Annotated in this window: 20 protein-coding genes, 2 tRNA genes and 3 rRNA genes; 10 read left to right on the top strand and 15 right to left on the bottom strand. The window is 60.6% G+C overall.

Going from position 1 to position 23,604, the window contains the following annotated elements; all coding sequences use genetic code 11:
- The first annotated feature begins 157 nt into the window (after positions 1 to 157).
- The 6 genes from P1M51_RS14625 to P1M51_RS14600 all read left to right on the top strand — a co-directional run bounded on the left by P1M51_RS14625 (position 158) and on the right by P1M51_RS14600 (position 6,802).
- The gene (locus tag P1M51_RS14625) at positions 158 to 472 is read left to right on the top strand and encodes a non-histone chromosomal MC1 family protein (RefSeq protein ID WP_276245902.1); all 315 of its coding nucleotides are present in this window, start codon (positions 158 to 160) and stop codon (positions 470 to 472) included.
- A gap of 969 nt (positions 473 to 1,441) precedes the next feature.
- A 16S ribosomal RNA gene (locus P1M51_RS14620) occupies positions 1,442 to 2,914 on the top strand.
- A gap of 119 nt (positions 2,915 to 3,033) precedes the next feature.
- A tRNA-Ala gene (locus P1M51_RS14615) sits at positions 3,034 to 3,105 on the top strand.
- Between the two features lie 205 nt (positions 3,106 to 3,310).
- Positions 3,311 to 6,226: ribosomal RNA gene (locus P1M51_RS14610) — 23S ribosomal RNA — on the top strand.
- A gap of 132 nt (positions 6,227 to 6,358) precedes the next feature.
- Positions 6,359 to 6,477, top strand: a 5S ribosomal RNA gene (rrf, locus tag P1M51_RS14605).
- The 16S, 23S and 5S rRNA genes sit together here with 2 tRNA genes alongside, the layout of an rRNA operon.
- A gap of 249 nt (positions 6,478 to 6,726) precedes the next feature.
- Positions 6,727 to 6,802 (top strand) — tRNA-Cys (locus tag P1M51_RS14600).
- Positions 6,803 to 7,083: 281 nt separating this feature from the next.
- Here P1M51_RS14600 and P1M51_RS14595 read toward each other — a convergent pair.
- The 15 genes from P1M51_RS14595 to thpR form a co-directional block, all read right to left on the bottom strand.
- A complete protein-coding gene (locus P1M51_RS14595) occupies positions 7,084 to 7,908 on the bottom strand; it encodes a DUF4399 domain-containing protein (protein ID WP_276274659.1) in 825 nt (274 codons plus the stop codon).
- A gap of 70 nt (positions 7,909 to 7,978) precedes the next feature.
- Positions 7,979 to 8,950, bottom strand: a complete 972-nt coding sequence (locus tag P1M51_RS14590) for a nucleoside recognition protein (protein WP_276245900.1) — start codon at positions 8,948 to 8,950, stop codon at positions 7,979 to 7,981.
- A 39-nt stretch (positions 8,951 to 8,989) separates the two neighbouring features.
- Positions 8,990 to 9,547, bottom strand: coding sequence for a magnesium transporter (locus P1M51_RS14585; RefSeq protein ID WP_276245899.1), 558 nt, complete (start codon positions 9,545 to 9,547; stop codon positions 8,990 to 8,992).
- Positions 9,548 to 10,126 (bottom strand): magnesium transporter, encoded by a 579-nt coding sequence (locus P1M51_RS14580; RefSeq protein WP_276245898.1) that lies wholly within the window; start codon positions 10,124 to 10,126, stop codon positions 9,548 to 9,550.
- A gap of 46 nt (positions 10,127 to 10,172) precedes the next feature.
- Positions 10,173 to 11,561 carry a signal recognition particle protein Srp54 gene (locus tag P1M51_RS14575; RefSeq protein ID WP_276245897.1) on the bottom strand — a complete coding sequence of 463 codons (1,389 nt, stop codon included), beginning with the start codon at positions 11,559 to 11,561 and terminating at the stop codon, positions 10,173 to 10,175.
- 66 nt (positions 11,562 to 11,627) lie between these two features.
- Positions 11,628 to 13,037: a Coenzyme F420 hydrogenase/dehydrogenase, beta subunit C-terminal domain gene (locus P1M51_RS14570; protein WP_276245896.1), complete on the bottom strand. Its 1,410-nt coding sequence runs from the start codon at positions 13,035 to 13,037 to the stop codon at positions 11,628 to 11,630.
- Positions 13,027 to 14,730 (bottom strand): nitrite/sulfite reductase, encoded by a 1,704-nt coding sequence (locus P1M51_RS14565; protein WP_276245895.1) that lies wholly within the window; start codon positions 14,728 to 14,730, stop codon positions 13,027 to 13,029. The genes P1M51_RS14570 and P1M51_RS14565 overlap by 11 nt, the downstream gene beginning before the upstream one ends.
- Before the next feature lie 278 nt (positions 14,731 to 15,008).
- Positions 15,009 to 16,298 (bottom strand): signal recognition particle-docking protein FtsY, encoded by a 1,290-nt coding sequence (gene ftsY, locus P1M51_RS14560; protein WP_276245894.1) that lies wholly within the window; start codon positions 16,296 to 16,298, stop codon positions 15,009 to 15,011.
- 6 nt (positions 16,299 to 16,304) lie between these two features.
- Entirely contained in the window at positions 16,305 to 16,763 is a 459-nt protein-coding gene (gene pfdA / locus P1M51_RS14555) for a prefoldin subunit alpha (RefSeq protein ID WP_276245893.1), read from the bottom strand.
- Entirely contained in the window at positions 16,760 to 16,951 is a 192-nt protein-coding gene (gene rpl18a, locus P1M51_RS14550; protein WP_276245892.1) for a 50S ribosomal protein L18Ae, read from the bottom strand. The genes pfdA and rpl18a overlap by 4 nt, the downstream gene beginning before the upstream one ends.
- Positions 16,952 to 17,069: 118 nt before the next feature.
- Complete coding sequence (locus tag P1M51_RS14545; RefSeq protein WP_276245891.1) at positions 17,070 to 17,732, bottom strand: translation initiation factor IF-6; 663 nt, start codon at positions 17,730 to 17,732, stop codon at positions 17,070 to 17,072.
- A 4-nt stretch (positions 17,733 to 17,736) separates the two neighbouring features.
- Positions 17,737 to 18,015, bottom strand: a complete 279-nt coding sequence (locus P1M51_RS14540; RefSeq protein WP_276245890.1) for a 50S ribosomal protein L31e — start codon at positions 18,013 to 18,015, stop codon at positions 17,737 to 17,739.
- Positions 18,016 to 18,018: 3 nt separating this feature from the next.
- The gene (locus P1M51_RS14535; protein ID WP_276245889.1) at positions 18,019 to 18,171 is read right to left on the bottom strand and encodes a 50S ribosomal protein L39e; all 153 of its coding nucleotides are present in this window, start codon (positions 18,169 to 18,171) and stop codon (positions 18,019 to 18,021) included.
- Positions 18,172 to 18,235: 64 nt separating this feature from the next.
- Positions 18,236 to 19,033 (bottom strand): ZIP family metal transporter, encoded by a 798-nt coding sequence (locus tag P1M51_RS14530; protein ID WP_276245888.1) that lies wholly within the window; start codon positions 19,031 to 19,033, stop codon positions 18,236 to 18,238.
- A 61-nt stretch (positions 19,034 to 19,094) separates the two neighbouring features.
- Entirely contained in the window at positions 19,095 to 19,649 is a 555-nt protein-coding gene (gene thpR / locus P1M51_RS14525; protein WP_276245887.1) for an RNA 2',3'-cyclic phosphodiesterase, read from the bottom strand.
- A gap of 83 nt (positions 19,650 to 19,732) precedes the next feature.
- Between thpR and P1M51_RS14520 the strand changes: the two genes are divergently transcribed.
- From P1M51_RS14520 to P1M51_RS14505, 4 genes are all read left to right on the top strand, one after another.
- Complete coding sequence (locus P1M51_RS14520) at positions 19,733 to 20,467, top strand: tetratricopeptide repeat protein (RefSeq protein WP_276245886.1); 735 nt, start codon at positions 19,733 to 19,735, stop codon at positions 20,465 to 20,467.
- Entirely contained in the window at positions 20,464 to 20,757 is a 294-nt protein-coding gene (locus P1M51_RS14515) for a DUF424 domain-containing protein (protein ID WP_276245885.1), read from the top strand. Before P1M51_RS14520 ends, P1M51_RS14515 begins: the two co-directional genes overlap by 4 nt.
- Before the next feature lie 42 nt (positions 20,758 to 20,799).
- Positions 20,800 to 21,900 (top strand): mandelate racemase/muconate lactonizing enzyme family protein, encoded by a 1,101-nt coding sequence (locus P1M51_RS14510; protein WP_276274658.1) that lies wholly within the window; start codon positions 20,800 to 20,802, stop codon positions 21,898 to 21,900.
- A gap of 75 nt (positions 21,901 to 21,975) precedes the next feature.
- On the top strand, positions 21,976 to 23,229 hold the full coding sequence (locus P1M51_RS14505; protein ID WP_276245883.1) for an aminotransferase class V-fold PLP-dependent enzyme: 1,254 nt from the start codon (positions 21,976 to 21,978) through the stop codon (positions 23,227 to 23,229).
- Positions 23,230 to 23,604 lie beyond the last annotated feature (375 nt).

Below are 23,604 nucleotides of genomic sequence, written 5' to 3'. Positions count from 1 at the left end.
GTGCGTGCAAGGGTTGCAGCCATCTGTTTTCGGGTGGATTTCGCCCTCGTAGGTCCGTTCCGCGCCAACCCACTATATAAAGATGGTGTCGGAGTCCCCCGATTTTGGGGATATCTTTATTAGGCGGTATGTGCTCGGTTGACATGGAGCCAAAACCATGGCACGTAGTGAGGATTCCAAGCGCAACTTCGCCCTGCGCGAAAAGAACGGTAAAGAATCGAGCGTCTTCTCGGGACGAACCCCACGCCAGGCAGCACTCAAAGCGGCACGCCGCCTGAAACCAGCCAAAAGTGAGAGTGCGGCGAAGAAGACCGAACTCCGGCTGCGTGAGAAGGGGACAACCAAGGTCCACATCTACGATGGGTGGGCGTGGAAGGAGGAAGCACCCGACGACAAGCCAAACTGGATGCCCAAAGTCATCACCGAGGCGAACGTCTCGAAGAAGGGAATCGAGCACTTAGAAGAAATCTAAGCTCGCAGTCATCCGATTTTTTCGGCGCTAGTACTTGTTTCCACACGCTCGCGTACCGTGCGGGCTCGTACACGTGGGATGTACCAGTGACCAACTGCTGTCGATCCCGACCGAGTCTCCTTTACCGTGCCTGCTCGTATCGATAAATGCGCGGGCAACACCCGACCAGACCTGACGCGACAAGCGAGGGATGACCGGTCGGCCTCCATCCGCGCGACACCATTCATCGGGACATTGTACAGCTCGAGTAGCACCGGCGCAGTCGTTCCCGCTGACGGGTCAGTCTCGACGACCCTCTATGTGAGTAACCTCTCTCGGGTCGTGCCTGCAGTACCCATGAAACCGCATGACGAAGCGGCCTTCGTTCGACGGCCTTAAGTGTAACCCCCCCATCCGGAATAATGTGAAGCAGCGCAGGAGGGTCGGACGCCCCGACCTGGCCTCGTTGCACCGGATTGCATCCGTAGCCCTTAAGTGTGTAAGGGCATTCGGGATTAATAAGCGCGGTGCGCTGGGAAATCGACACCCGGCGGCCGCCTGATTCCGATGCCCTTAAGTGTGTAAGGGCATTCGGATGTAATGTGAAGCGCGGGAGGTCGGAGCCACCCTCCGACACCCAACTTCGAATCGGAATCCGACGCCCTTAAGTGGGTAAGGACATTCCGAATGAATGCAGACAGAAAGCAAGCGTGACTGGGCGACGGTTGAATCCCGTCCCCACTCATGGGCCGACGAACTCCCTTCGAAGGGTTTATGACCCTTCCCGGAGTATGTTCAGGTCCGAAGGAAATGAGGATTCCACCCCTGCGGTCCGCCGTAAAGATGGGATCTGATGTTAGCCTTGATAGTTCGGTGACACCCGATCGGTAATCGTGTGTCGTCGAACTGTGATACCAATAGCGATTTAGCGATATGGTAGCTGTGTTCTACACAGCTCCCGCCACGCCCCCCTGGTCTAACCAGGGGAACATTCCGGTTGATCCTGCCGGAGGTCATTGCTATTGGGGTTCGATTTAGCCATGCTAGTTGCACGAATTTAGATTCGTGGCGAAAAGCTCCGTAACACGTGGTCAAACTACCCTATGGATTGAAATAACCTCGGGAAACTGAGGATAATGTCAAATAGGGGTCTTATGCTGGAATGCTTAGACCTTGAAATGCTCCGGCGCCATAGGATGTGACTGCGGCCGATTAGGTAGACGGTGGGGTAACGGCCCACCGTGCCGATAATCGGTACGAGTTGTGAGAGCAAGAGCTCGGAGACGGAATCTGAGACAAGATTCCGGGCCCTACGGGGCGCAGCAGGCGCGAAAACTTTACACTGCACGACAGTGCGATAAGGGAACCCCAAGTGCGAGGGCATACAGTCCTCGCTTTTGTGTACCGTAAGGTGGTACACGAATAAGGGCTGGGCAAGACCGGTGCCAGCCGCCGCGGTAATACCGGCAGCTCAAGTGATGACCGCTATTATTGGGCCTAAAGCGTCCGTAGCTGGCCGCACAGGTCCGTTGGGAAATCTGCTCGCTTAACGAGCAGGCGTCCAACGGAAACCGTGCGGCTTGGGACCGGGAGGTCTGGAGGGTACGTCCGGGGTAGGAGTGAAATCCTGTAATCCTAGACGGACCACCGATGGCGAAAGCACTCCAGAAGAACGGATCCGACAGTGAGGGACGAAAGCTAGGGTCTCGAACCGGATTAGATACCCGGGTAGTCCTAGCTGTAAACGATGCTCGCTAGGTGTGACACTGGCTACGAGCCAGTGTTGTGCCGTAGGGAAGCCGTGAAGCGAGCCGCCTGGGAAGTACGTCCGCAAGGATGAAACTTAAAGGAATTGGCGGGGGAGCACTACAACCGGAGGAGCCTGCGGTTTAATTGGACTCAACGCCGGACATCTCACCAGCATCGACAGTAGGAGTGAAAGTCAGTGTGATGAGCTTACTTGACCTACTGAGAGGAGGTGCATGGCCGCCGTCAGCTCGTACCGTGAGGCGTCCTGTTAAGTCAGGCAACGAGCGAGACCCGCACGCCTAATTGCCAGCAACACCCCTGTGGTGGTTGGGTACATTAGGTGGACTGCCGCTGCCAAAGCGGAGGAAGGAACGGGCAACGGTAGGTCAGCATGCCCCGAATGTGCTGGGCTACACGCGGGCTACAATGGTTGAGACAATGGGTTGCTACCTCGAAAGAGGACGCTAATCTCCTAAACTCAATCGTAGTTCGGATTGAGGGCTGAAACTCGCCCTCATGAAGCTGGATTCGGTAGTAATCGCATTTCACAAGAGTGCGGTGAATACGTCCCTGCTCCTTGCACACACCGCCCGTCAAAGCACCCGAGTGAGGTCCGGATGAGGCCACCGAAACGGTGGTCGAATCTGGGCTTCGCAAGGGGGCTTAAGTCGTAACAAGGTAGCCGTAGGGGAATCTGCGGCTGGATCACCTCCTAAAGACCGGGATCGGGCTTCGGCCCGACCCACCTTAATTGGTTTCACCGTTCGACCGCGTTTCACCGGTCGGGCACCTTTGAACTATCAAGGCTAACAACTGCCTTCCAGTTGGAAGGCGGGCCCATAGCTCAGTGGTAGAGTGCCTCCTTTGCAAGGAGGATGCCCAGGGTTCGAATCCCTGTGGGTCCATGCAAATGGGTTCAATCCGAACCGTGTCCCTTAAGTGGGAGACGGCACTACGATTGAATCCCTGCAAGAACCGATGCACCACTCCGTGTAAGCGCGAGTGGGAAGGGTTGAACGCATCATCTTACCCGATGTGTGCGTGATGACGCTGTGTGTACGTGCAATCCAGACGTCCACTGGACGCGTTCCGAGTCACAACCGGAACAAACAATCGTGGAAACTATACTGGCTGGTGGATAGCTCGGCTCAAGTGCCGACGAAGGACGTGCCAAGCTGCGAAAAGCTGTAGGGAGCCGCACGGAGGCTAAGAACTACAGATTTCCTAATGGGAATCCCTTTACAATTGCTTCGCGCAATGGGGAACGCTCCGGATTGAAACATCTTAGTAGGAGCAGGAAAAGAAACCAAATCGGGATGTCGTTAGTAACGGCGAGTGAAGACGACACAGTCCAAACCGAAGCCTTCGGGCAATGTGGTGTATGGGCTGGTACTCATCAGCAGAAATTTTGTGTGAAGTCTCTTGGAACAGAGCGTGATACAGGGTGAAAACCCCGTAACACAAATGAGTATGCTGTGCACCAGTACCTGAGTAGCGGGGGTTGGAAATCCCTCGCCAATAAGGCAGGCATCTACTGCCAAGACTAAATACAACTTGAGACCGACAGTGAACAAGTAGCGTGAGCGAACGCTGAAAAGCACTCCGAGAAGGAAGGTGCAATAGGTCTTGAAATCAGTCAGTGATGGAGCGACGGGGCATAAAAGGCTCTGAGAAAAACGAACAAGGTGCGAACCTTAAGTAGGAATCTCAGAGAGCCGGTGTTCCGTCGTGCGTTTTGAAAAACGAGCCAGGGAGTGTGCTTGTTTGGCGAGTCTAACTCGAGCATCGAGGAAGGCATAGGGAAACCAACATGGCCGCAGCGCTTTGCGTGAGGGCCGCCGTATTCAAGTGCGGGGAGCCAAACGGGCACGACCCGAAACCGAGTGATCTACACATGGGCAAGGTGAAGCATGGCGAAAGCCATGTGGAAGCCTGCTAGGGGTGGTGTCCTACAATACCCTCCCGTGATCTGTGTGTAGGGGTGAAAGGCCCATCGAACTCGGAAACAGCTGGTTCCAACCGAAACATGTCGAAGCATGACCTCAGCTGAGGTAGTCTGTGGGGTAGAGCGACCGATTGGGGAGCTCGCCTCCGAGAGGAGTCGACTCCCCTGTCAAACTCCGAACCTACAGACGCTGTCGAAGCTGGGAGTCCGGTGCGCGGGGTAAGCCTGTGTACCGTGAGGGAGACAACCCAGAGTCGGGTTAAGGTCCCCAAGTGTAGACTAAGTGCGATTTAAAGGTGGTCTCGAGCCCTAAACAGCCGGGAGGTGAGCTTAGAAGCAGCTACCCTCTAAGAATAGCGTAACAGCTTACCGGCCGAGGTTCGAGGCGCCGAAAATGATCGGGGCTCAAGTCTACCACCGAGACCTGACGGCACGAGTAACATCGTGATTCAGTAGGTTGGCATTCTGTTTGGGTGGAAGCACGGGTGAGAACTCGTGTGGACCGAATAGTAACGAAAATCCTGGCCATAGTAGCAGCGATAGTCGGGTGAGAATCTCGACGGCCGAATGGATAAGGGTTCCTCAGCAATGTTCGTCAGCTGAGGGTTAGCCGATCCTAAGTCTTACCGCAATTCGAGTAAGACAAAAGGGAAGCTGGTTAATATTCCAGCGCCATCATGAACTAAAAGCCGACGCTTCGGGGTCGGTCGAGCCGGGCATTCGCCCGGTCGAACTGTCCAAATCCGTGGAAGCCGTAATGGCACGAAGCGGATGAACGGCAGGATAGGGAAACTCGACCCAACCTGGAGCCCGTGAAAAGGCAATCATGATGATCGTACCGAGAACCGACACAGGTGTCCATAGCGGAGAAAGCTAAGGCCTGTCGGGAATAACCGACGTTAGGGAATTCGGCAAATTAGTCCCGTAAGTTCGCGATAAGGGATGCCTGCCCCGGAATGGGGCAGGTCGCAGTGACTCGGGCGCTCGGACTGTCTAATAACAACATAGGTGACCGCAAATCTGAAAAGACTCGTACGGTCACTGAATCCTGCCCAGTGCGGGTATCTGAACACCTAGTACAATAGGACGAAGGACCCGTCAACGGCGGGGGTAACTATGACCCTCTTAAGGTAGCGTAGTACCTTGCCGCTTAAGTAGCGGCTTGCATGAATGGATCAACCAGAGCGCCACTGTCCCAACGTTGGGCCCGGTGAACTGTACATTCCAGTGCGGAGTCTGGAGACCCCCAAGGGGAAGCGAAGACCCTATGGAGCTTTACTGCAGGCTGTCGCTGGGACATGGTCGCTAATGTGCAGGATAGGTAGGAGTCGTTACACAGGTACCCGCGCTAGCGGGCCACCGAGACATCACTGAAATACTACCCGTTAGTGACTGTGACCCTCACTCCGGGAGGAGGACACCGGTAGCCGGGCAGTTTGACTGGGGCGGTACGCGCTTGAAAAGATATCGAGCGCGCCCTAAGATGACCTCACTCGGGTCGGAGACCCGAGGAAGAGTGCAAGAGCATAAGGTCGTCTGACAGTGTTCTTCCTAACGAGGAACGCTGACGCGAAAGCGTGGTCTAGCGAACCAATGAGCCCGCTCGATGCGGGCCATTGATGACAGAAAAGCTACCCTAGGGATAACAGAGTCGTCACCGGCAAGAGCACATATCGACCCGGTGGCTTGCTACCTCGATGTCGGTTCCCTCCATCCTGCCCGTGCAGCAGCGGGCAAGGGTGAGGTTGTTCGCCTATTAAAGGAGGTCGTGAGCTGGGTTTAGACCGTCGTGAGACAGGTCGGCTGCTATCTATTGGGGGTGCAAGGTGCTTGACGGGAACGTTCGTATAGTACGAGAGGAACTACGAATGGTTGCCACTGGTGTACCGGTTGTCCGAAAGGGCACGTGCCGGGCAGCTACGCAACAAGGGGTAAGAGCTGAATGCATCTAAGCTCGAAACCCACCTGAAAAAGAAGCACTATTAAGACCACTCGTAGAAGACGAGTTCGATAGACTCGGGGTGTACGCGCTGAGGCAACGAGGCGTTTAGCCCGCGAGCACTAACAGGTCGCCACTTAATCATACCGCATTACGGATGGACTTCGGAACGAGTCCAGGCGTAAACTGGATTGCACGTACATTACAGCGATAACCACCGATAACTGGTGTTCACCACACACGGTGCCCGTGGTTCGATTCCACAGATCGGCGTTAAGGCGGCCACAGCGGCGGGGCAACTCCCGTACCCATCCCGAACACGGAAGATAAGCCCGCCTGCGTTCCAGTGAGTACTGGAGTACGAGAGTCTCTGGGAGAGCTGACCCGCAAGGGTGACAAGGTACAGTCCCAGGACTGCCATCCATAGTACACGCAGGGTTCGTCCCGGTGGAATTGGAGAACAGTCCGTTATAACGGTCTGCAACCAGTGGTTCGCCGCCTCCATTCATACTTCATTCATCAAGCCCAGTAGCGAGAGCGCTGGGCTTTTTGTATTTACAGACGACGAGTGGCAACGCTCGCGTCTGGCGGTTCGTCGTGGACCGCTACGCTTAAGCGACTCACCCCACTACCAATTGATGCGCCAAGGTGGCAGAGTCCGGCCAAACGCAGCGGCCTGCAGAGCCGCCCATCGCCGGTTCAAATCCGGCCCTTGGCTTTCGTGTCGCGAACAATCTGGTGAGCGACAGCAACCAGACAAGGATGTGAACCAGGGAGCGTCCGCAGACTGCTTCGCAGTCTGATGGGCTATGAAAATCACGACGTGATTTTCAAACGATCGCGACCGGCGTTCACATCCGGCCCGTATTCTCGTTTACAATCTATTGCACGTTCATTTTCGTCGAGTCGCCAGCGCTCGAAGAGAGGCATCACTTCGTCTCGAAAAAGAGCGTAAACCGACCGCCTGCAACCCCTTTCTCCCCCTTCGAACCCTCGGGGTTACTCGGGTACGGTCACGGAGATCTCGTCCGTGAGCGGGAGGGCGAGGTGAGCGCCGGTGCCGGCCTGTGCGGTGAGCCTGTGCTCGCCGGGTTCGAGTTCAACTTCGACTTCGTTCGAGCCGTTGCCGTAGTGGAGGTGGGTGTCGTCGTTCGGGATTGGCTTGCCAGTCTCTACTGGTTCGCCGTCGACGATGATGTGGAAGTGGCCGGTGTCCTGTTTGACTTCTCCAGCCTCCTGGATGGCGAAGTTCTCTGCGCCCATGATGACGGAGACGGGGCTTTCTTTCTCTGCGCCGTCGTCGGGAGAGTCGATGCTGATGGTCGCGTTGTCAGTCACGGCGACGTCGATGGAGTCGGTGAGCGGGAGGGCTTCGTGTGCGCCGTTGCCCACTTGAAGGGTCAGGGTGTGGTCGCCGGATGCTAAGTCGATGACAGTCTGTTTCGACCCGTCGCCGAAGTGGCGGTGCTGGTCGTCGTTTGGAATCACTTCGCCGGTCTCGACGGGGTCTGTGTCGATGAGGACGTGGAAGTGGCCTGCGCCCTGTTTGACTTCGCCTGCAGGTTCGATGTCGAAGTTCTCCGCGCTCATCACGACCTGGGCGGCGCTCTTCAGCGCCGCGCCGTCCGTTGGGCTCTCGAAGGCGACGCTCGCGTCGTCGGGAACCGAGTGGTCGCCGTTTCCGTTGCCGTCACCAGTCGTCGTTTGGCCGTCGGTTGTCGTCGTGTCCCCACCATCGTTTCCAGAGGTACAGCCAGCGACCGACACAGCGCCGGCCGCAGCAGTGAGCGTCACGAACCTGCGACGAGACAGTTCGTTGTCCATAGCACGTGTGGCTACAGACGGCGGGGTGGTAATTGTTTTCGAAGAAATATGATGTGAATGTATTGTGGTGTCACCAGATGGGCGCGAGCAGGATACCGACAGCGAGAGAGATGAACACGAGTTTCAGGCCGGTGTTCACGGCGATGACCTTCGAGCCGAACTCCGCGCCCCAGATACCGTACTGGAAGGGGATAGAGCGTTTGAACGTGGTGACGGCGAAGGAGACGATGCTTCCGACGAGCATGGTGGCCACGGCGGCCCGGGGGGTGAACGTCCCGTTCTCGATGAGTGGAGCGAGGACGAGTGCGCCGTTCGTCGTGTCGAGGGTGAGGACGGCGATGACGGGGACGGCTTCGATTGGGAGGCCGACGACGGCGACGAGGGGGTCTGCGAACGCGGTGGCTGCGGCGATATCGTAGCGTGTGGTGAGGAACACGACGAGCGTGTAGATGATGGCCAGACGGGGGACGATGTCGCGAATCTTCGACGCCGTGTTCTGGCCTGCGTCTTCCAGCTTTTCGCGCGTCGAGGTGGCTTCGTGGCCGGGGGCTTCGACGTCTTCTGGCGTGGCCTCGTGGTTCACGTTGTGCGAAGAGAGCAAGAACGCCCCGGCGGCGATGCCGACGAGGGTGATGGCGAGCGCGATGAGCGCCCGCGTCCCGACGTACATGAGCCCGACTTCGAGCCCGAGAATCGGGATGAGGACGGGTGCGTAGAAGGTGAAGATGTGCTGGGCGAACCCGAAGAACGTGTTTATGGTGACGGCGACGAGGGTGGCGCGGTCGTCGAGCATCCCCGACTCGCGAAACTCGGCGAGCATCCCGTACCCGGCGGTGGTCGAGGCCGTTGTCGTCAGAATGGCGGTGCCAACCTCCTCTGGCAGGTTCGCCGGGTGGGTGAGGGGCCGTGAGAGGGCCGCAATCTTCCGCACCGCGCCGAACGCCACCGCCAGATTCGCGAGGAAGACGCCGATGGCGATGAACAGCGTAATCTTCGCGACGCGGGGGCCGACCACCCAGAGGAGGTCCACGAGCGACTGCACACTTCTCTCTCGGGGCGAACCCCGCAAATGCTCGTCGGTTCAGACGAACACGCGCACGGCGAGAAACAGGATGATGACCCCGAGCACGTCAGAAGCGTTGGTCACGACGGGAATCACCACGTCGTCGGGGTCGAGTTCGAACCGGTAGGCCGCGTACGTCGCGACGAAGGTGATGAGGACGGCGACGACGGCTAGTGTCGCGCCGCTGGAAAGCGAGACGAGAAAGACGGTTCTGAGCGGCAGGTCGGTCCCGACGGTGAGCCACGAGAGGAGCCACGCACCGACGCCGACGACGGGGAAGACGGTGAGGGCGAGGCCAATCGTCGCGAGGGCGTTCCCGAGCAGCGTCTCGTCGGCCCGGCCAAAGGAGAGGAGTCCGAGGTGGAAGGCGGTCGAGAGTCTAGCCGCGAGGATGCTTCCGAGGTTGCCGGCGGTGCCAATCGTCACGGGCACGAGGACGAGCAGCGAGGGATAGCGAAGCAGCGTGTTCTCGAAGGTCCCGAGGACGAGACCGCTCCCGATTTCGACCAGCGTGAGCGGGAGCAAGACGGGGAGCAGCGCGCGGGTAATTGCGCGGACCGTCCAGTCGGTGGGCACTCAGCCCACCCCCAGGGTGAGGACGGTTCGAACGGCGAGCAGGAGGAACGCGAGGCCGAACACGTCGCCCGTGGTCGTGACGACGGGACCGACGAGCGTGTCGGGGTTGTAGCCGCGCCGATACCCAGCGAACACGACTGTCACCACGACGACGGAGAGGGCGGTTCCCGACAGCAAACCCGCGATGAGCGCAATCGCGAGGAGCGTTTGCAAGGGGGCGGCTGGTCGGGAGAGACCACCGAGGACGAAGAACGTGACTGCGGCGGCGAACAGACTCGCGAGAATGCCATTCGCCATCGATGCTGCAACCGCCGACTGGAGCCTCCGGTCGCCGTTGAACACGTGGGGTTCGACGAGCCCCTGGTGGAGTCCGGTCGCAATTCGCGCACCGAGCGACCCGTAAACGTTCCCGCGGGTGGCGAGCAGTGCGGGAATCAACACGAGGAGGCCGGGCACGTCTTGGAGTTCAGCACGCATTCCACCGAGGACGACGCCGGCGAACAGGCCGCCCACGACACTCAGACTGAGGGCCGGGAGTGCTTCCCGGTACGCCTCGGTCGCGATGTCGCGGGCACTCATGTGAGGACAGTGCCGCCGCAGGAATAAAAAACCAGTTTACAACGACTCAGAACGGCCCCATGCCGCCCATACCGCCCATTCCGCCACCGCCCTGTTTTTGCATGCGCTTCATCATCCGTTGCATGTCGCCATCGCCCATCCCGCTGAACTGCTTGAGCGTCCGCTCCATCATCTTGTGTTGCTGGAGCAGTTCGCGCACTTGCTCTTCGGAGGTGCCAGAACCGCGGGCGATTCGCTTCACCTGACTCGCACTGATAGACCGGGGGTTCTCCAGTTCGTTTTCGGTCATCGAGTCCATGATGAACTCGAAGACGCGCATCCGGTCTTTCGTCACGTCCATCGCGTCGTCGGGCAGCTGGTCTTTCAGCCCACCGCCGAGGCCCGGAATCATGTCGAGAACCTGGTCGAGCGGCCCCATCTTGTTCATCGCCTGCATCTGCCGGCGCATGTCCCGGAGGGTGAACGTGCCTTTCAGCATGTCCTCTGGGTCCCAGTCTTCGTCCTCCTCCTGGGTTTCCGCCATGGCGCGCTCGACGCGCTCGGTGAGCTGTTTTAAGTCACCCATCCCGAGCAGGCGAGAGATGAAGCCGCTCGGTTCGAAGCGTTCGATGTCCTGGACGGTCTCGCCCGTCCCGAGGAAGGCGATAGAGGAGTTCGTCTCCTTGACGGCGGTGAGCGCCCCACCACCCTTCGCGGTCCCGTCGAGTTTGGAGATGATGACGCCGTCGATACCCACCGACTCGTCGAACTGCTGGGCCTGTTCCTTTGCACCCTGCCCGATTGCGGCGTCTAAGACGAGCAGCGAACGGTCGGGTTTCACTTCCGCGCGAATCTCCTCGATTTCGTCGATGAGGTTGGCTTCGAGCGCGTGGCGACCGGCGGTGTCCACGATCTGCACGTCCGCGTCTTTGGTCGCTTCGAGGCCCTCGCGGGCGATTTTGACCGGGTCTTCCTCGTCTGGGTCGCCGTAGAAATCGACTTCCGCCCGGCGACACATCTCCTTGGCCTGGTCGTAGGCGCCCGGCCGGAAGGTGTCGGTCTGGATGACCGCGGGGCGAAGCCCCTTCTTCGAGAACCACCACGCCATCTTCGCGGCGGAGGTGGTCTTCCCCGACCCCTGGAGGCCCGCGAGCATGATGGTCTGTTTTTCGAGCGGGAGTTCGGTGCTCTCGCCGACGAGGTCCACGAGTTCCTCGTAGACGATGCGAAGGACGTGGTCACGCGCCGAGGTGCCGCCCGGCGGTTCTTCCTCCAGGGCGCGCGTTTTGATGTTGTCGGAGAGTTCCATCACGAGGCCGACGTCGACGTCGGCCTGCAGGAGAGAGCGTTGAATCTCCTTGACGATCTCCTCGACGTCCTCCTTGCTGAGACGAGACTTGCCGCGGAGTTTGTCGAGGGTGCCCCGCAGGGAGCTCCCGAGATTGTCAAGTACCATGTTACGCGAGGATAGGCGGTCCAGGTGATAAAGGCTTTTTCTCGGACAGTGGGCCTGATTCTCCGCTCAGTGGTCCGATTCGTGGGGGTTCAGATTCGTGTCGTACCACTCGGCGTGGTCGGTGTAGTCGATGAATCGTGGGGCGTCCGGGTCGAACGGTCGCTTTAGCGACTCGAAGGCCTTCTTCTTGTCCCAGCCCTGTAGTTTGCCAATCGCGCTCCGGTCTTCTAAGTCGTGGTACTCGAGGTCGGGTTCGGTGAGTTCCCACGCTCGCATCCCCTGTTCCGTGCGGATGATAACGCTCGAAAACTCGTCGCTGCTCCCAACGGAGCCAACGGTGAGGTCCGCGCAGTAGCCGGTGAAGTCGGCACACTCGTCACAGCCTTTGAGGGCGGCGTCGTGGAAGTTCGCCACGTCCTCTTCGACCAGGAGGTCGCCGTCGTGGTCGTAGGCCATCATCTTCCCGTGCAGCACATCGAGTTTACCGATTTCGTCCGGTGAGACGCCGCGTTTTTCTTCCAATTGCTCGCCGATGAGTCGCTGGTAATTGAAGTTCTTCGTGCACATCAGCGCGATGGTGTAGGAAATGGCGCGCACCCCCTCCTCTTGACTCTGGTAATCCCAGTCAAAGTCCTGTAGGGCGCGGATGCCCTCGATTTCGCATGGTGTCCCGACCACGGCGAGGCTCAACTCGGAAACCGGCTTGTTGGGGAGTTTGTGCGCCCACTGTTCGAGGTCGAGGTTACCGAGCGCCATCGTCTGATTGTAGAAGCTTCCGGCGTTTGCGACCAGCTCGTCGTGAGTGGTCGCGAGGAAACTCTCGGCTTTCCACGGTTCGTCTGCGGATTCGGTGGCGATGAGCGCTCCATCTATTTCACCGGCTTCTAGCAAGTGACTGAGGATGCCCGTCACGACACCGCCGTCTTGGGCGTTCTCGCGCCAGTCGTCGGTCACTTTCGCCGAGAATTCGGTGAGAGGATCTCCCGCGCCTTTCACGTTGTCGTCGCCACCGGTAATCTTCCACTGACGTTCGTAGCGGAGGCCGCCGCGGGGGCAGAAATCCCAGCACAGCGAACAACCGGTACACATTTTGACCAGTTCTGGCAGACCGTCGTCACCGATGCCAATCGAGTCCGAGGGGCAGGCGGCAACGCAGGTTCCACACTGGATACACCGGTCTTCTCTGATGACCGCTTCGTCGAGTTCCATGAACCACGTCTTTTCGTCTGGTGTCTCAATGTCGTTCATCGACGCCCGAATCGAGTAGCCCGGCGTGTCCAGATCGACGCCATCAGGGACGCCCCACCGCACGGTCGGGTCGGACTCCTCTACGTCCTGGCTCTTTCCCTCCGCCGGCCGGGTGAATGTGAGGTCGCCGAGGCTGCCGTCCTCGCTTACGTTCACCGCGCCCCCATCGGTCCGTGCTTCCGCCGAGGTCTCTCTGCCGGGAACGCCCGGAAACGGTTCATCCCTCATGGGCGACACCCCCCGAGACGTTCACGTCCGCGTGCTGCATGATGGTTCGCAGTTGGTCGTTATCCACGCGTCGACACCACTCGTAGAAGCGCTCGCCCTCGGTTCGCTCCGTCGAGTAAGCCGAAAAGAGCTGTTCGAGCGCAGGTACCACCGAACTGGCGGGGACGGCGGTCTCCACCCAGTCGATGAAGTCGTTGTCCGCTCCGAGACTTCCCCCGAGGCCCACGTCCATGCCCTCGACGATGGCGTCACCTTCAGCGTTGGTACTCGTACCGTCCTCGACTTTCACGGTCTCTCCACGAAAGCCGATGCCGGCGATTTGGGGTTGCGCACAGGAGGCCGAACATCCGCTCATGTGCATCCGAATCACGTCGACGCCGTCGGGGACCGCCACCCGCTCGTCGAGTTCCCGCGCCCAGCGACGCACCCGATTTTTCGTCTCGATGATGCCGTAGTTACAGAACTCGCTGCCGGTACAGCCGACCGCTCCTCGCGAGAAGGGTCCGGGGTCGGGCTGATAGTCGGCGGCGAACGGTTCTGCGACGAGCGCCTCGACGTTCGCCTCGGGGATGTGAGAGATGAGGAAGTTCTGGTCGGTGGCGAGGCGAACCGACGCCTCGTCGGTGCCGTACTCCGCGGCGGCGCGGGCGGCGGCGGCGAACTCGTCGCCGCCCATCCGACCCGCGATGACGTTGAAGCCGACGAATCTGAGGCCGTCCTGCTTCTGGTCGTGGACGCCAACGTGGTCGCCGGTGTACCCGGTTGTCAGGTCCGTTCCTCGTGAGTAAAGTGGGGACTCACACCGGGCGCGAATCGCCTCCTCGAATCGCTCCGGGCCGAGCTGTTCGACGAGGTAGCGCATCCGACAGACGCCACGGTTGTGCCGGTCACCAAGTTCCTTGAACACCTGGGCGACGGCACGGCAGAACTCGACTGCGTCTTCGGGTCGGATGAACACATCCAGGTCTGAGGCCATTCGAGGGCCGTCGGAAAGTCCCCCGCCGACGCGGGCGTGGAAGCCGTAGTAGGACTCACCATCGAACTCCTTTCGGGCGGGCGTGAGTCCGATATCGTTTATCTGTGACTGTGCACAATCGCGGCTACATCCGGTGATTGTCAGCTTGAACTTCCGGGGGAGGTTCGCGTACTCACGATTCCCTGTGAAGAAGTCAGAGACGGCATCCACAACGGGCTGGGCGTTGAAACACTCGTGGTCGTCGAGGCCGGCCGCGGGACAGCCGAGAACGTTTCGCGCCCCGTCGCCACATCCCTGAATCGTCGTCAGGCCGACTGCGTCGTACCGTCGCCAGATCTCGGGAACATCTTCGAGTCGAATCCAGTGCATTTGGACGTCCTGTCGGGTCGTGATGTCGAGGTACGCATCCCCCCAGAATTCGTTCTGTTCTGCGCCGCCAAACTCGTCGGGCGCAGTTGCGAACTCGTCTGCAACCTCACCGATGACGGCGGCCTGTTCCGGGGTGAGGTACCCGCCGGGAACCTTCGTCCGGAGCATGAAGTAGCCCGTGTGCTTGCCGTGGGCGTACATCCCCGCCCACTTCAACCGCTCCCAGACGCCGGGACCAGCCCGGTCTTCGAGGTTCTCGAATGGAACTCCCTCCGCGGCGAATCGCTCGACGTCGTCGATTATGTCGAGTGGATGTTGTTCCTGTTTCCACTGCTCTACGGTGTTCATGCCACTCCACCTCTTCTTTCTGCTACGCCTACTGCATTATCGACAGTAGTTGGTTGGTCCATGTGCACATCCCTCACGGGACGTTCATCATGGAAGCATCTTGAACACGCGTCTCACGGCGAAAACATCCCCACAACCCATGATGCGGTAGATTTTACCGGCACACGCGACCGCTGCTGGTTGTGCGATTGGTTGCTTCCCACAGTTTCCCGTGGCCGTCCCCTGGTTACCACTGCGTTTTGTCCGCGATACCGGTAAAAAAGACTGGTATCCGCCGCTCACTCCTCACCGAGGAGGCGTTCGAGCATCTGTTCGGGGTCGAAGCGCTCTAAGTCGTCGTACCCCTGCCCGACGCCGAGGAAGAGAATCGGCTTTCCGGTGACGTGAGCGATGGAGATTGCCGCGCCACCGTTCGAATCGGCATCTGCCTTCGTCAGGATGGCACCGTCGATGGCCGCTGCGTTGTTGAAGGTGCGGGCGCGTTCGACGGCGTCCTGTCCGGCCACGGCTTCGTCCACGAAGATGGTCATGTCCGGCCCGACGACGCGGTCTATCTTCTCGAGTTGCGCCATCAGGTCGTTATTGGTGTGGAGCCGACCGGCCGTATCGCCGAGCACGACGTCTACGTCGTTGGCTTTCGCGAACTCGACTGCGTCGTAGATGACGGCGGTCGGGTCGCTGCCCTGGTCGTGGGTGATGATTTTCTTGTCGAGCCGGCGGGCATGCTCTGCGAGTTGCTCGTTCGCCCCGGCGCGGTAGGTGTCACCGTTGGCAAGCACCGTCGAGAGGCCCTGCTTCTCGAAGTATTTCGAGAGTTTCGCGATGGACGTGGTCTTCCCGACGCCGTTTACCCCCGTGAAGATGATGACGACGGGTTTGTCGGCGTCGCGAACCCGCTGGTCGAAGTCGAACTGCCCGACGCTGATGACGTCGTAGAGGGCATCGTGGAGTGCTTCTTCGACGATGTCGCCCGTGGACTGCCCGCGGACACGGGTTTCGCCGACGAGTTTCTCCTTGATGCGGTCTAAAATCTCCTCTGCGACGTTCATCTCGACGTCGCTCTGGATGAGCGCCATCTCCAGGTTCCAGAGTGGGTCTTCTAAGTCTTCTTCCTCGATGACGACCCGTCCGGTAGCGAACAGTTTCGCTCGTTCGGTGAAACTGCGGCCGTTGTCCGCCTTCTCGGGGTCTGTTTCGTCCCCGGCTGCCTCTGCCTCTTGGACGTCTCCTTCGTCCGTCTCGGGTTCCGCTTCGGCACTGGCTTCCGGTTCGACTTCGTCAGTCGTCTCAGGAACCTCCGCAGGGACGGTTTCGGTGGGGTCTGCGGAGTCGGGTTCGTCTGCGACCGGTTCGGGTGCTGGCTCCGGGGTCTCGGTCGGCGCTGCGTCCGGAGCCGCCTCCGCAGGGGCTTCCGGTTCGGCTTCGACGGCGTCGGCCTCGGCTGTGGCCGGGTCGGCCGCCGATTCCGTGTCGGCTGCTGGCGAGTCGTCGACATCTTCCTCGACTTCCGCCGACTCCTCGACATCCTTTCGGAAGCTCGAAAGCTTCTCTTTTAGTCCGTCGAACATCTCACCTTACTGCTCGTCGCCTTCGCCCTGCTGCTGTTGCATCTGCTGCATCTGCTGTTGCATCTGCTGCTGTTGCATCTGCTGGGCCTGCTGTTCGATCTGCTGAGACTGCTCTTCGAGTTCGGCGACTTCGTCCTGCAGGTCGCTGATTTCCTCGTCGACGAGCTCTTTCTTGTTCTTGAGCGTCTCGACTGCGTCTTCTTGGTCGCGCTCTGCTGCGTAGCCACCGCCGAGGGTGACGACGACTTCGTCGATGTCGAGCACTTCTGCGCGGACGTGTGCGCCGCCGCCGAGTGGCACCTGTACCGTCGAGCCACTCTCTAAGAGTTCGAGGGCTTCGACTGCCTCGTCCATCGACTGTTTTTCTTCGCGCTTCTGCTCGATTTCGGCTTCGAGCGCTTCGATTTCTTCGTCGAGTGCCTGCAGCTGCTGGGAGAGCTGCTGCATCTGCTGTTGGGCGCTCATGCTGCGACCTCCTCTGCCTCTTCAACGGAGTCGATGGTGATTTTCGTGCGGTCGAGACCGTGTTTGGAGCCGAACTGCGTGAAGATGCGCTCCTGTGCGACGTTCTCGTTTGGCGCGTCGATTTGTTTGGTGTACGATTCCCAGCCACGGCTCGTCTTGAACTGACCAGTCACGGTGAATTGACTCATGGAAGAGAATACCGGGAGCGAGCGGGAAGTATCTTCCCTTCCTGTGCTGCGCTGTCGCTCGTCGGAGTTGGGCGTCGATTCGGCGGAAAATCCGCAGAATCGGTGGCGAATCGACGGCTTAGATGAAACCGAGGGCGTCTTCGATGCGACCGAGTTCCGGCCCGGTCGTGTCCTTGCCGGCCACGTAGCCGGCGTCGTTGGCGAGCAGGCCGGAGCCGACGAGGGGAGCCCCGTAGTTCACCGTCCCGATGTCGGCCGGAACGCCGAGCGCGGCTTCGAGCGCGTCGAGTTCCTGGTCCGTAGCTTTCGGGTGACAGAGGACGCCTCTGTTGGTGGCGACGGCCGCAGCGCCGACGGTTCTGACGCCGGCCAAGTCGCCGCGCTCGACGGGCACGTCGAGGCCGTCACGTACCGCCTCTACTGCCGCATCTGAGAGGTCTGGGTGGACGTACGCGCCGGTATCGTTCGCGAGGATGACGTTCCCGGCGGCGTTGATGCGACCGGGCAACTCGTACACCGGAACGGAGACGACGTCCGCGATGCGCTCGCGTTCGTAGTCGCTGATGCGGCTCGAAACGAGCAGGCCGTTCTCGTTGCCGGTGACGAGTGCGCCGACCGCACCCGACCCGCCGACCGTGGTTGCCACTGCTGGGACATCGAGTTCCTCCTCTAAGTCGGCGAGGAGTGAGTCGTCGACATCGGGGCGAACGACGACGCAGTCGTCAGTGGTCCGCGCGAAGATGCCGACGTACGCGGAACCGGAGAATGCCGCACGTAACACAGCGTTACTCTGCCGGTTCGGCTTCGACGATGCGTGCGCCGTCCTCTTCGAAGCGCGCTGCGCGGACGCGGAGTCTGCGCGGTGGCTTCTTCTGACCGCGAGACCAGATGGCCTCGTTGATAGACGGGTCGAGACGCACGTCTTCTGGGTCGACTTTGAAGTTCTTCGCGAGGTGTTCGCGGATGATCTTCATCGCGCGGTTGGCTCGCTGGTGCTTTGCAACTGCCGTAACGTCACGGAGCGGCACGGTGATGATGCGCTCCTCGAAATCGCTTGCGCTCATTGCTTACTCGTCGGTGTCGCTTCGCCGCCAGCTGCGGCGCTTGTAGTTCTGTCGGACTTCCATGTCCGTCTTCATCATAACCCAGGCGGGAACGCGCGTGTTCTGGCGCGTGAGTTTGGCCAGGCGCTTTTTCTTGGCCTTCGATTTCTTGCCCATAGTACACGGGCGTACCCTTCGACGGCATAAAATCTTGTTCCTTTGACTCAGGTTAGCGGCCGATTCAGACGAACGCGAGGGGAACCATGACGAGCACGCCGACCAGGAGGCCGGAGGCGAGTTCCGTGTGCCCGCCGCCGGGCAGTTCCTCGCCGAGTTCGAGGGCTTCGGGGATGAACTCAGAGAGCACGAGGTAAATCATCGCCCCCGCCGCGAAGCCAAAGCCAAAGGGCAGAAACTCCCGCGCGATGCGGACGAAGTAGAAGGCGATGACTGCACCGAGAGGCTGGGGAAGACTCGAAAAGACGGCCCACCAGACCATCCGCCACTTCGAGACGCCCATCGACTGGAGTGGAATGGAGATGGCCACGCCCTCCGGGATGTTGTGAATCGAGATGGCGACGGTCATGAACACGGCGAGCAGCGGGACGCTAAAGCCGAGCAGGGCGATGCCCGTGTCCAGATTCAGGTCCGCAAAGGAGACGCCGATGGCCACGCCCTCCGGAAACGAGTGGACGGTGAGGATGCCGAGAATCAAGACGAGTTTGCGAAAGTCTGCCTGTTCGTAGCGTTTCGGCGAGACTTCGGTCCCGGAGATGATGCGGTGGCTGACGACGACGAGGACGACGCCGGCGAGCAGGCCAATGGCGAGCTCCGTCGGCGTCCCGTTCGCCAGCCCTTCGCCGATGAGGCCGAACAGGGACGCAGAGACCATGATGCCGGAGGCGAGCCCCCAGAGGACGACGTTCCACCGGTCGCTCACGCGCTCGACGAGAAAGAACGGCAGCGCGCCGAGGCCGGTCGCGAGCGCCGTGATAAACCCCGCGATGAACACCAGGATGAGATTCTCGACCAGTCCCATATCCGTGCTTGCGCCGCGATGGGCTTAAGAATTATCACTGAACTGAAAGATTTTGGCCGACCTAAATCAGTTCGAACCGCGACACGGTGACGTATTCGGGGGCGTCACCGGAGAGCAGACTCTCTTTGAGGCGCACCTCGCGTACCTCCATCGACCCGGCGGTCACCCCCTCCGTTTCGAGTGCCCGCTGGAGTTTTTCCTTGCCCCCGCCGTGGCGCATCCGCCCGAGGGTGACGTGCGGCGTGAACTCGTGGCTTTCGGGCTCGAATCCCTCCTCGATGAGTCGGCGTTCGATGGCCTCGTAGAGCCGGGTCAATTCCGATGCTCCGTCCGAGACGCCGAGCCACACGACGCGAATGTAGTCGCTGTTCGGAAACGCGCCGAGCCCCTCGAACGTCGCCGTGAAGGGGCGAATCGCCGTCGTTCTGACGGCTTCGCTGACGGCGGTTTCGATTTCCGGCACGCTCTTCTCACCGACTTCGCCGAGGAATTTGAGCGTGACGTGGGTCTGGTTCGGGTCCACGAGGTCGAGTCCACTTACCGACGCGAGGGGTTCCTGGACGGCGGCGACCGCCGCTGCGAGCCCGTCCAGGTCGATGCTCACGAACAGTCGCATACAGACACTTCGCGGTTCGAGACGATTATTCTGCGGGTGGCGATGGCGTAGCCCTTAATGTGCGTGATTGCCTACGCCCGGCAATGACCGACCCCGACCGCGACCCACACCGGTTCTCGGAGGGACAGGGTTTCTCAGACTCGTACGACGAGTTCGACCTCGACCCACCCGAATTGAAAGTCGACCCCTCGAAGGTGGACCCGGTTGACTCTCGCGTCCTCACCGACCTGCTCGACGAGCGCCAGCTCGCGAAAGACGACGTAGACGCCCCACAACTCCTCGAAGTCGGCCTCGGCTACATGCAAATCAACCGCTTCGAACAGGCGACGGAGGCGTTCGGGCGCGCCGCGCAGTTCGCAGAAGACGACCTCGTCGCCCAGGAGTCCTGGGTGAACAAAGGTGCGGCCCACGCCGAGTTAGAGGAGTTCGACGAAGCGATTGGCGCGTATCAGGAAGCCATCTCGCTCGACGACCGCTCCGAGCACGCCGCGAGCGCGGAGACGAACCTCGCCTACGCGCTCTGGCAGTTCGGTCGCCCGGAGCAAGCGCTCGAACACGCAGAGCGCGCCGTCGAAATCGACCCGCGCTTCCCGCAGGCGTGGTACAATCGCGGCTTCTTCCTGCTCGAACGCGGTCTCGCACAGGAGGCGCTCAACTGCTTCGACAACGCGCTTCGCCTCGGTTTCCGCACCATCGACCTGCTTGAGGAGAAGGCTCGCGCCCACGAGGAAGTCGGCGAGGACGACCTCGCAGAGCAGTTCGCAGAGGAGGCAGAAGAGCTGCGCCAGGAAGCAGAGCGCAAACTCGTCGAAGAATGATCGTAAACGAACGGCAGACCCCCGAAGGCCTGCTCGTCTCCGTCTGTGATTCGGACATCCTCGGCGAGACGTTCACCGATGGCGACGTCTCCATCTCCGTGAGCGAGAGCTTCTACGGCGGCGACGAGACCGACGAACAGGGCGTCGTCGCGAGCCTTCAGCGGGCGACCGTCGCGAACATCGTCGGCACGCAGGCGATTCAGGTCGCCGTCGAAAACGGATTCGTCGACGAGAGCACGGTGCTCACCATCGGCGAGACGCGGCACGCACAGGTCTTGCGCCTCGGCTAAGTCGGCAGAACACTTTTTGCGCCGCAGTTCGCGCCACCTGTCATGCAGATAACTGGTGTCTCCCAGTATCACGTCGAACACCATCTGGACGGGGCGTTCTACCCGACGTGGATTCCCGGCTACCCGCAGGGAACACACGAGGCCGAGATTTTCGAAATCGAAACCGACGCGGGCATCTCCGGCATCACCGCGAGTCCGAGTTTCGCCGGCGGCATCGACTACGAGAACGCCCTCTCGCTGTTCTTGCTCGGCGAGGACCCACACAACGTCGCAGGCATCCGGCGGAAACTCGCGAGCATCGACCTCGTCGGCCCGCGCCCGTGGCACATCGAGACTGCCCTCTGGGACATCATCGGCAAGGACGCGGGAAAGCCGGTGTACGAACTGTTCGGGGCCGAGTCCCGGGCGATTCCAGCGTACGCCTCCACGGGCGAGGTCCAGTCCGCCCCAGACCGCATCGAGTACGTGGAACAGCGCGTCGCCGAGGGGTTCGAGGCGGTGAAACTCCGCGTCCAGTCGACAGCCGACCTCGAAATCGTCCGCGAAGTCAGAGAAGCGTTCCCCGACCTGACGCTGATGGTGGACGCGAACAAGGGTTGGAGCGTCCGGGTGATGGACGAAGAAAAGCAGTGGTCACTCGCCGACGCCCGTGAGGTGTGTCGCGAACTCGAGGATATCGGCAATATCGTGTGGCTCGAAGAGCCACTTCCGCGCCACGACTACCGGGGCTACGCTCGCCTGCGCGAGCAGACGGACGTGCCCATCGCGGGCGGAGAGTTCAACAACGGCCCTCACCACGTTCGCGAGTTCCTGCGTGCGGAGGCGCTCGACGTCCTCCAGCCCGATTCCATGCTCGCCCTCGGTATGGGGGAGACGGTTTCTCTTGCCCAATCGGCCGCCCAGCAGGGCGTTTCGGTCGTTCCGCACACGTGGACGAACGCCATCGGGTTCGCCGCGAACCTCCACGTGATGGCCGCCGTGGGCAGTCCGTGGTGCGAATTCCCGCTCGAACCGCCGTGGACGCCCGAATCGTGGAGTTTCATGCTGGAGGAGACGTTCACCGCGGACGAGGGAACCGTCACCCCGCCGGAGGGCCCTGGACTCGGTGTCACGCTGAACCGCGACGTACTGCCCGACACGTAAGCGCAGGCTCCGGTTTTCGGCCAAATCGGTCGGCGACCGAAGGAAAGTTCTGTCTCCATCTCCTTACGTCGAGTAATGGGAACCCAAGAGTCAGCACCACTCGACGTCGCCCGTCTCCGGGAGGATTTCCCAATCCTTTCGCGGACCGTCGGCGACGACACGCCACTGGTGTACCTCGACAATGCGGCCACAAGTCAGACGCCAAATCGCGTCATCGACATCTTCGGGGACTACTATCGGGGCTACAACGCGAACGTCCACCGGGGCATCCACCATCTGAGCCAGGAGGCGTCTATCGCTTACGAAGAGGCACACGACAGAGTCGCCGAGTTCGTCGGCGCAGCCGGCCGCGAGGAGATGATTTTCACGAAGAACACGACCGAGAGCATCAACCTCGTCGCCTACGCGTGGGGCCTGAACGAACTCGGTGAAGGCGACAACGTCGTCCTCACGGAGATGGAACACCACGCCTCGCTGGTTACCTGGCAGCAAATCGCCAAGCGGACGGGTGCGGAGGTGCGCTACATCCGTATCACGGACGACGGGAAACTCGACATGGACCACGCGGCGGAACTCATCGACGACGACACGCAGATGGTCAGCGCGGTCCACATCTCGAACACGCTCGGCACGGTCAACCCGATTCGCGACCTCGCTGCTCTCGCCCACGACCACGACGCCTACATCTTCGGTGACGGGGCCCAGGCAGTGCCGAACCGACCGGTGGACGTCAAAGCTCTGGACGTGGATTTCTACGCCTTTTCCGGTCACAAGATGTGCGGACCAACCGGCATTGGCGGCCTCTACGGGCGGAAGGAGATTCTCGAGAACATGGAGCCGTTCCTCTACGGCGGCGAGATGATTCGGAAGGTCACCTACGAGGACTCCTCGTGGAACGACCTGCCGTGGAAGTACGAGGCCGGCACGCCGCTCATCGCAGAAGGCATCGCCTTCGCCGAGGCGTGTGACTACCTAGACGAGATTGGTCTGGAGAAGATTCAGGCCCACGAGCACCAGCTCGCCCAGTACGCGCTCGAACGCCTCAACGAGTTCGACGACGTGACGACCTACGGGCCGGGCCTGGGCGAAGACCGCTCTGGGCTCGTCTCGTTCACCCTCGACGACCTCCACGCCCACGACCTTTCGAGCATCGTCAACGACTACGGCGTGGCCATCCGTGCGGGCGACCACTGTACGCAACCGCTCCACGACCGCCTCGGCATCTCCGCGTCCGCTCGGGCGTCGTTCTATCTCTACAACACACGAGAAGAGGTCGATGCGCTCGTCGACGCCGTCGACGCTGCCCGCGAAATCTTCGCGAGCGTCTGACGTCCGCTCGACAGTGAAACGCATTCGAAAAATCCGTCACCGGTACTCCCCCCAATAAACCCCTCAGTCCTCCCCCAAGGACTCGTTTATGCTGAGATTTCGCCCCCCGACGAAGTCTCGGTTCGTCCCTCCCCTGTGGACCCCCTTACGAGCCACGTGGCTCGTTGCGCCGAGTCGTCGTCGCGCCCCCACGCGCCGGCTTTGCGACCGGTACTGACGACTCAGCAGTTTGCTGCGGTTCTCCCCTACCCTTCCCCTCAGTTGATACCTCATTCCAAGAACTCGGAATCCCTGGTATCAATTTAATAATCTACGCCATCCATAATAAATGTACTGCTAATTACTCATTCTTGATATATGGATATTCAGCCTTTC

The organism is Haladaptatus sp. QDMS2 (assembly GCF_029338295.1).
Classification (GTDB): domain Archaea; phylum Halobacteriota; class Halobacteria; order Halobacteriales; family Halococcaceae; genus QDMS2.
This window is presented reverse-complemented; position numbering and strand designations above follow the sequence as displayed.

Bases quoted from the DNA above. Each gene is read 5' to 3' on its own strand.
- P1M51_RS14575 (WP_276245897.1), bottom strand. From the start codon at position 11,561: ATGGTACTTGACAATCTCGGGAGCTCCCTGCGGGGCACCCTCGACAAA.
- pfdA (WP_276245893.1), bottom strand. From the start codon at position 16,763: ATGAGCGCCCAACAGCAGATGCAGCAGCTCTCCCAGCAGCTGCAGGCA.
- rpl18a (WP_276245892.1), bottom strand. From the start codon at position 16,951: ATGAGTCAATTCACCGTGACTGGTCAGTTCAAGACGAGCCGTGGCTGG.
- P1M51_RS14505 (WP_276245883.1), top strand. From the start codon at position 21,976: ATGGGAACCCAAGAGTCAGCACCACTCGACGTCGCCCGTCTCCGGGAG.
- P1M51_RS14535 (WP_276245889.1), bottom strand. From the start codon at position 18,171: ATGGGCAAGAAATCGAAGGCCAAGAAAAAGCGCCTGGCCAAACTCACG.
- thpR (WP_276245887.1), bottom strand. From the start codon at position 19,649: ATGCGACTGTTCGTGAGCATCGACCTGGACGGGCTCGCAGCGGCGGTC.
- P1M51_RS14515 (WP_276245885.1), top strand. From the start codon at position 20,464: ATGATCGTAAACGAACGGCAGACCCCCGAAGGCCTGCTCGTCTCCGTC.
- P1M51_RS14595 (WP_276274659.1), bottom strand. From the start codon at position 7,908: ATGGACAACGAACTGTCTCGTCGCAGGTTCGTGACGCTCACTGCTGCG.
- P1M51_RS14520 (WP_276245886.1), top strand. From the start codon at position 19,733: ATGACCGACCCCGACCGCGACCCACACCGGTTCTCGGAGGGACAGGGT.
- P1M51_RS14510 (WP_276274658.1), top strand. From the start codon at position 20,800: ATGCAGATAACTGGTGTCTCCCAGTATCACGTCGAACACCATCTGGAC.
- P1M51_RS14580 (WP_276245898.1), bottom strand. From the start codon at position 10,126: ATGAGTGCCCGCGACATCGCGACCGAGGCGTACCGGGAAGCACTCCCG.
- P1M51_RS14530 (WP_276245888.1), bottom strand. From the start codon at position 19,033: ATGGGACTGGTCGAGAATCTCATCCTGGTGTTCATCGCGGGGTTTATC.
- P1M51_RS14565 (WP_276245895.1), bottom strand. From the start codon at position 14,730: ATGAACACCGTAGAGCAGTGGAAACAGGAACAACATCCACTCGACATA.
- ftsY (WP_276245894.1), bottom strand. From the start codon at position 16,298: ATGTTCGACGGACTAAAAGAGAAGCTTTCGAGCTTCCGAAAGGATGTC.
- P1M51_RS14540 (WP_276245890.1), bottom strand. From the start codon at position 18,015: ATGAGCGCAAGCGATTTCGAGGAGCGCATCATCACCGTGCCGCTCCGT.
- P1M51_RS14625 (WP_276245902.1), top strand. From the start codon at position 158: ATGGCACGTAGTGAGGATTCCAAGCGCAACTTCGCCCTGCGCGAAAAG.
- P1M51_RS14570 (WP_276245896.1), bottom strand. From the start codon at position 13,037: ATGAGGGATGAACCGTTTCCGGGCGTTCCCGGCAGAGAGACCTCGGCG.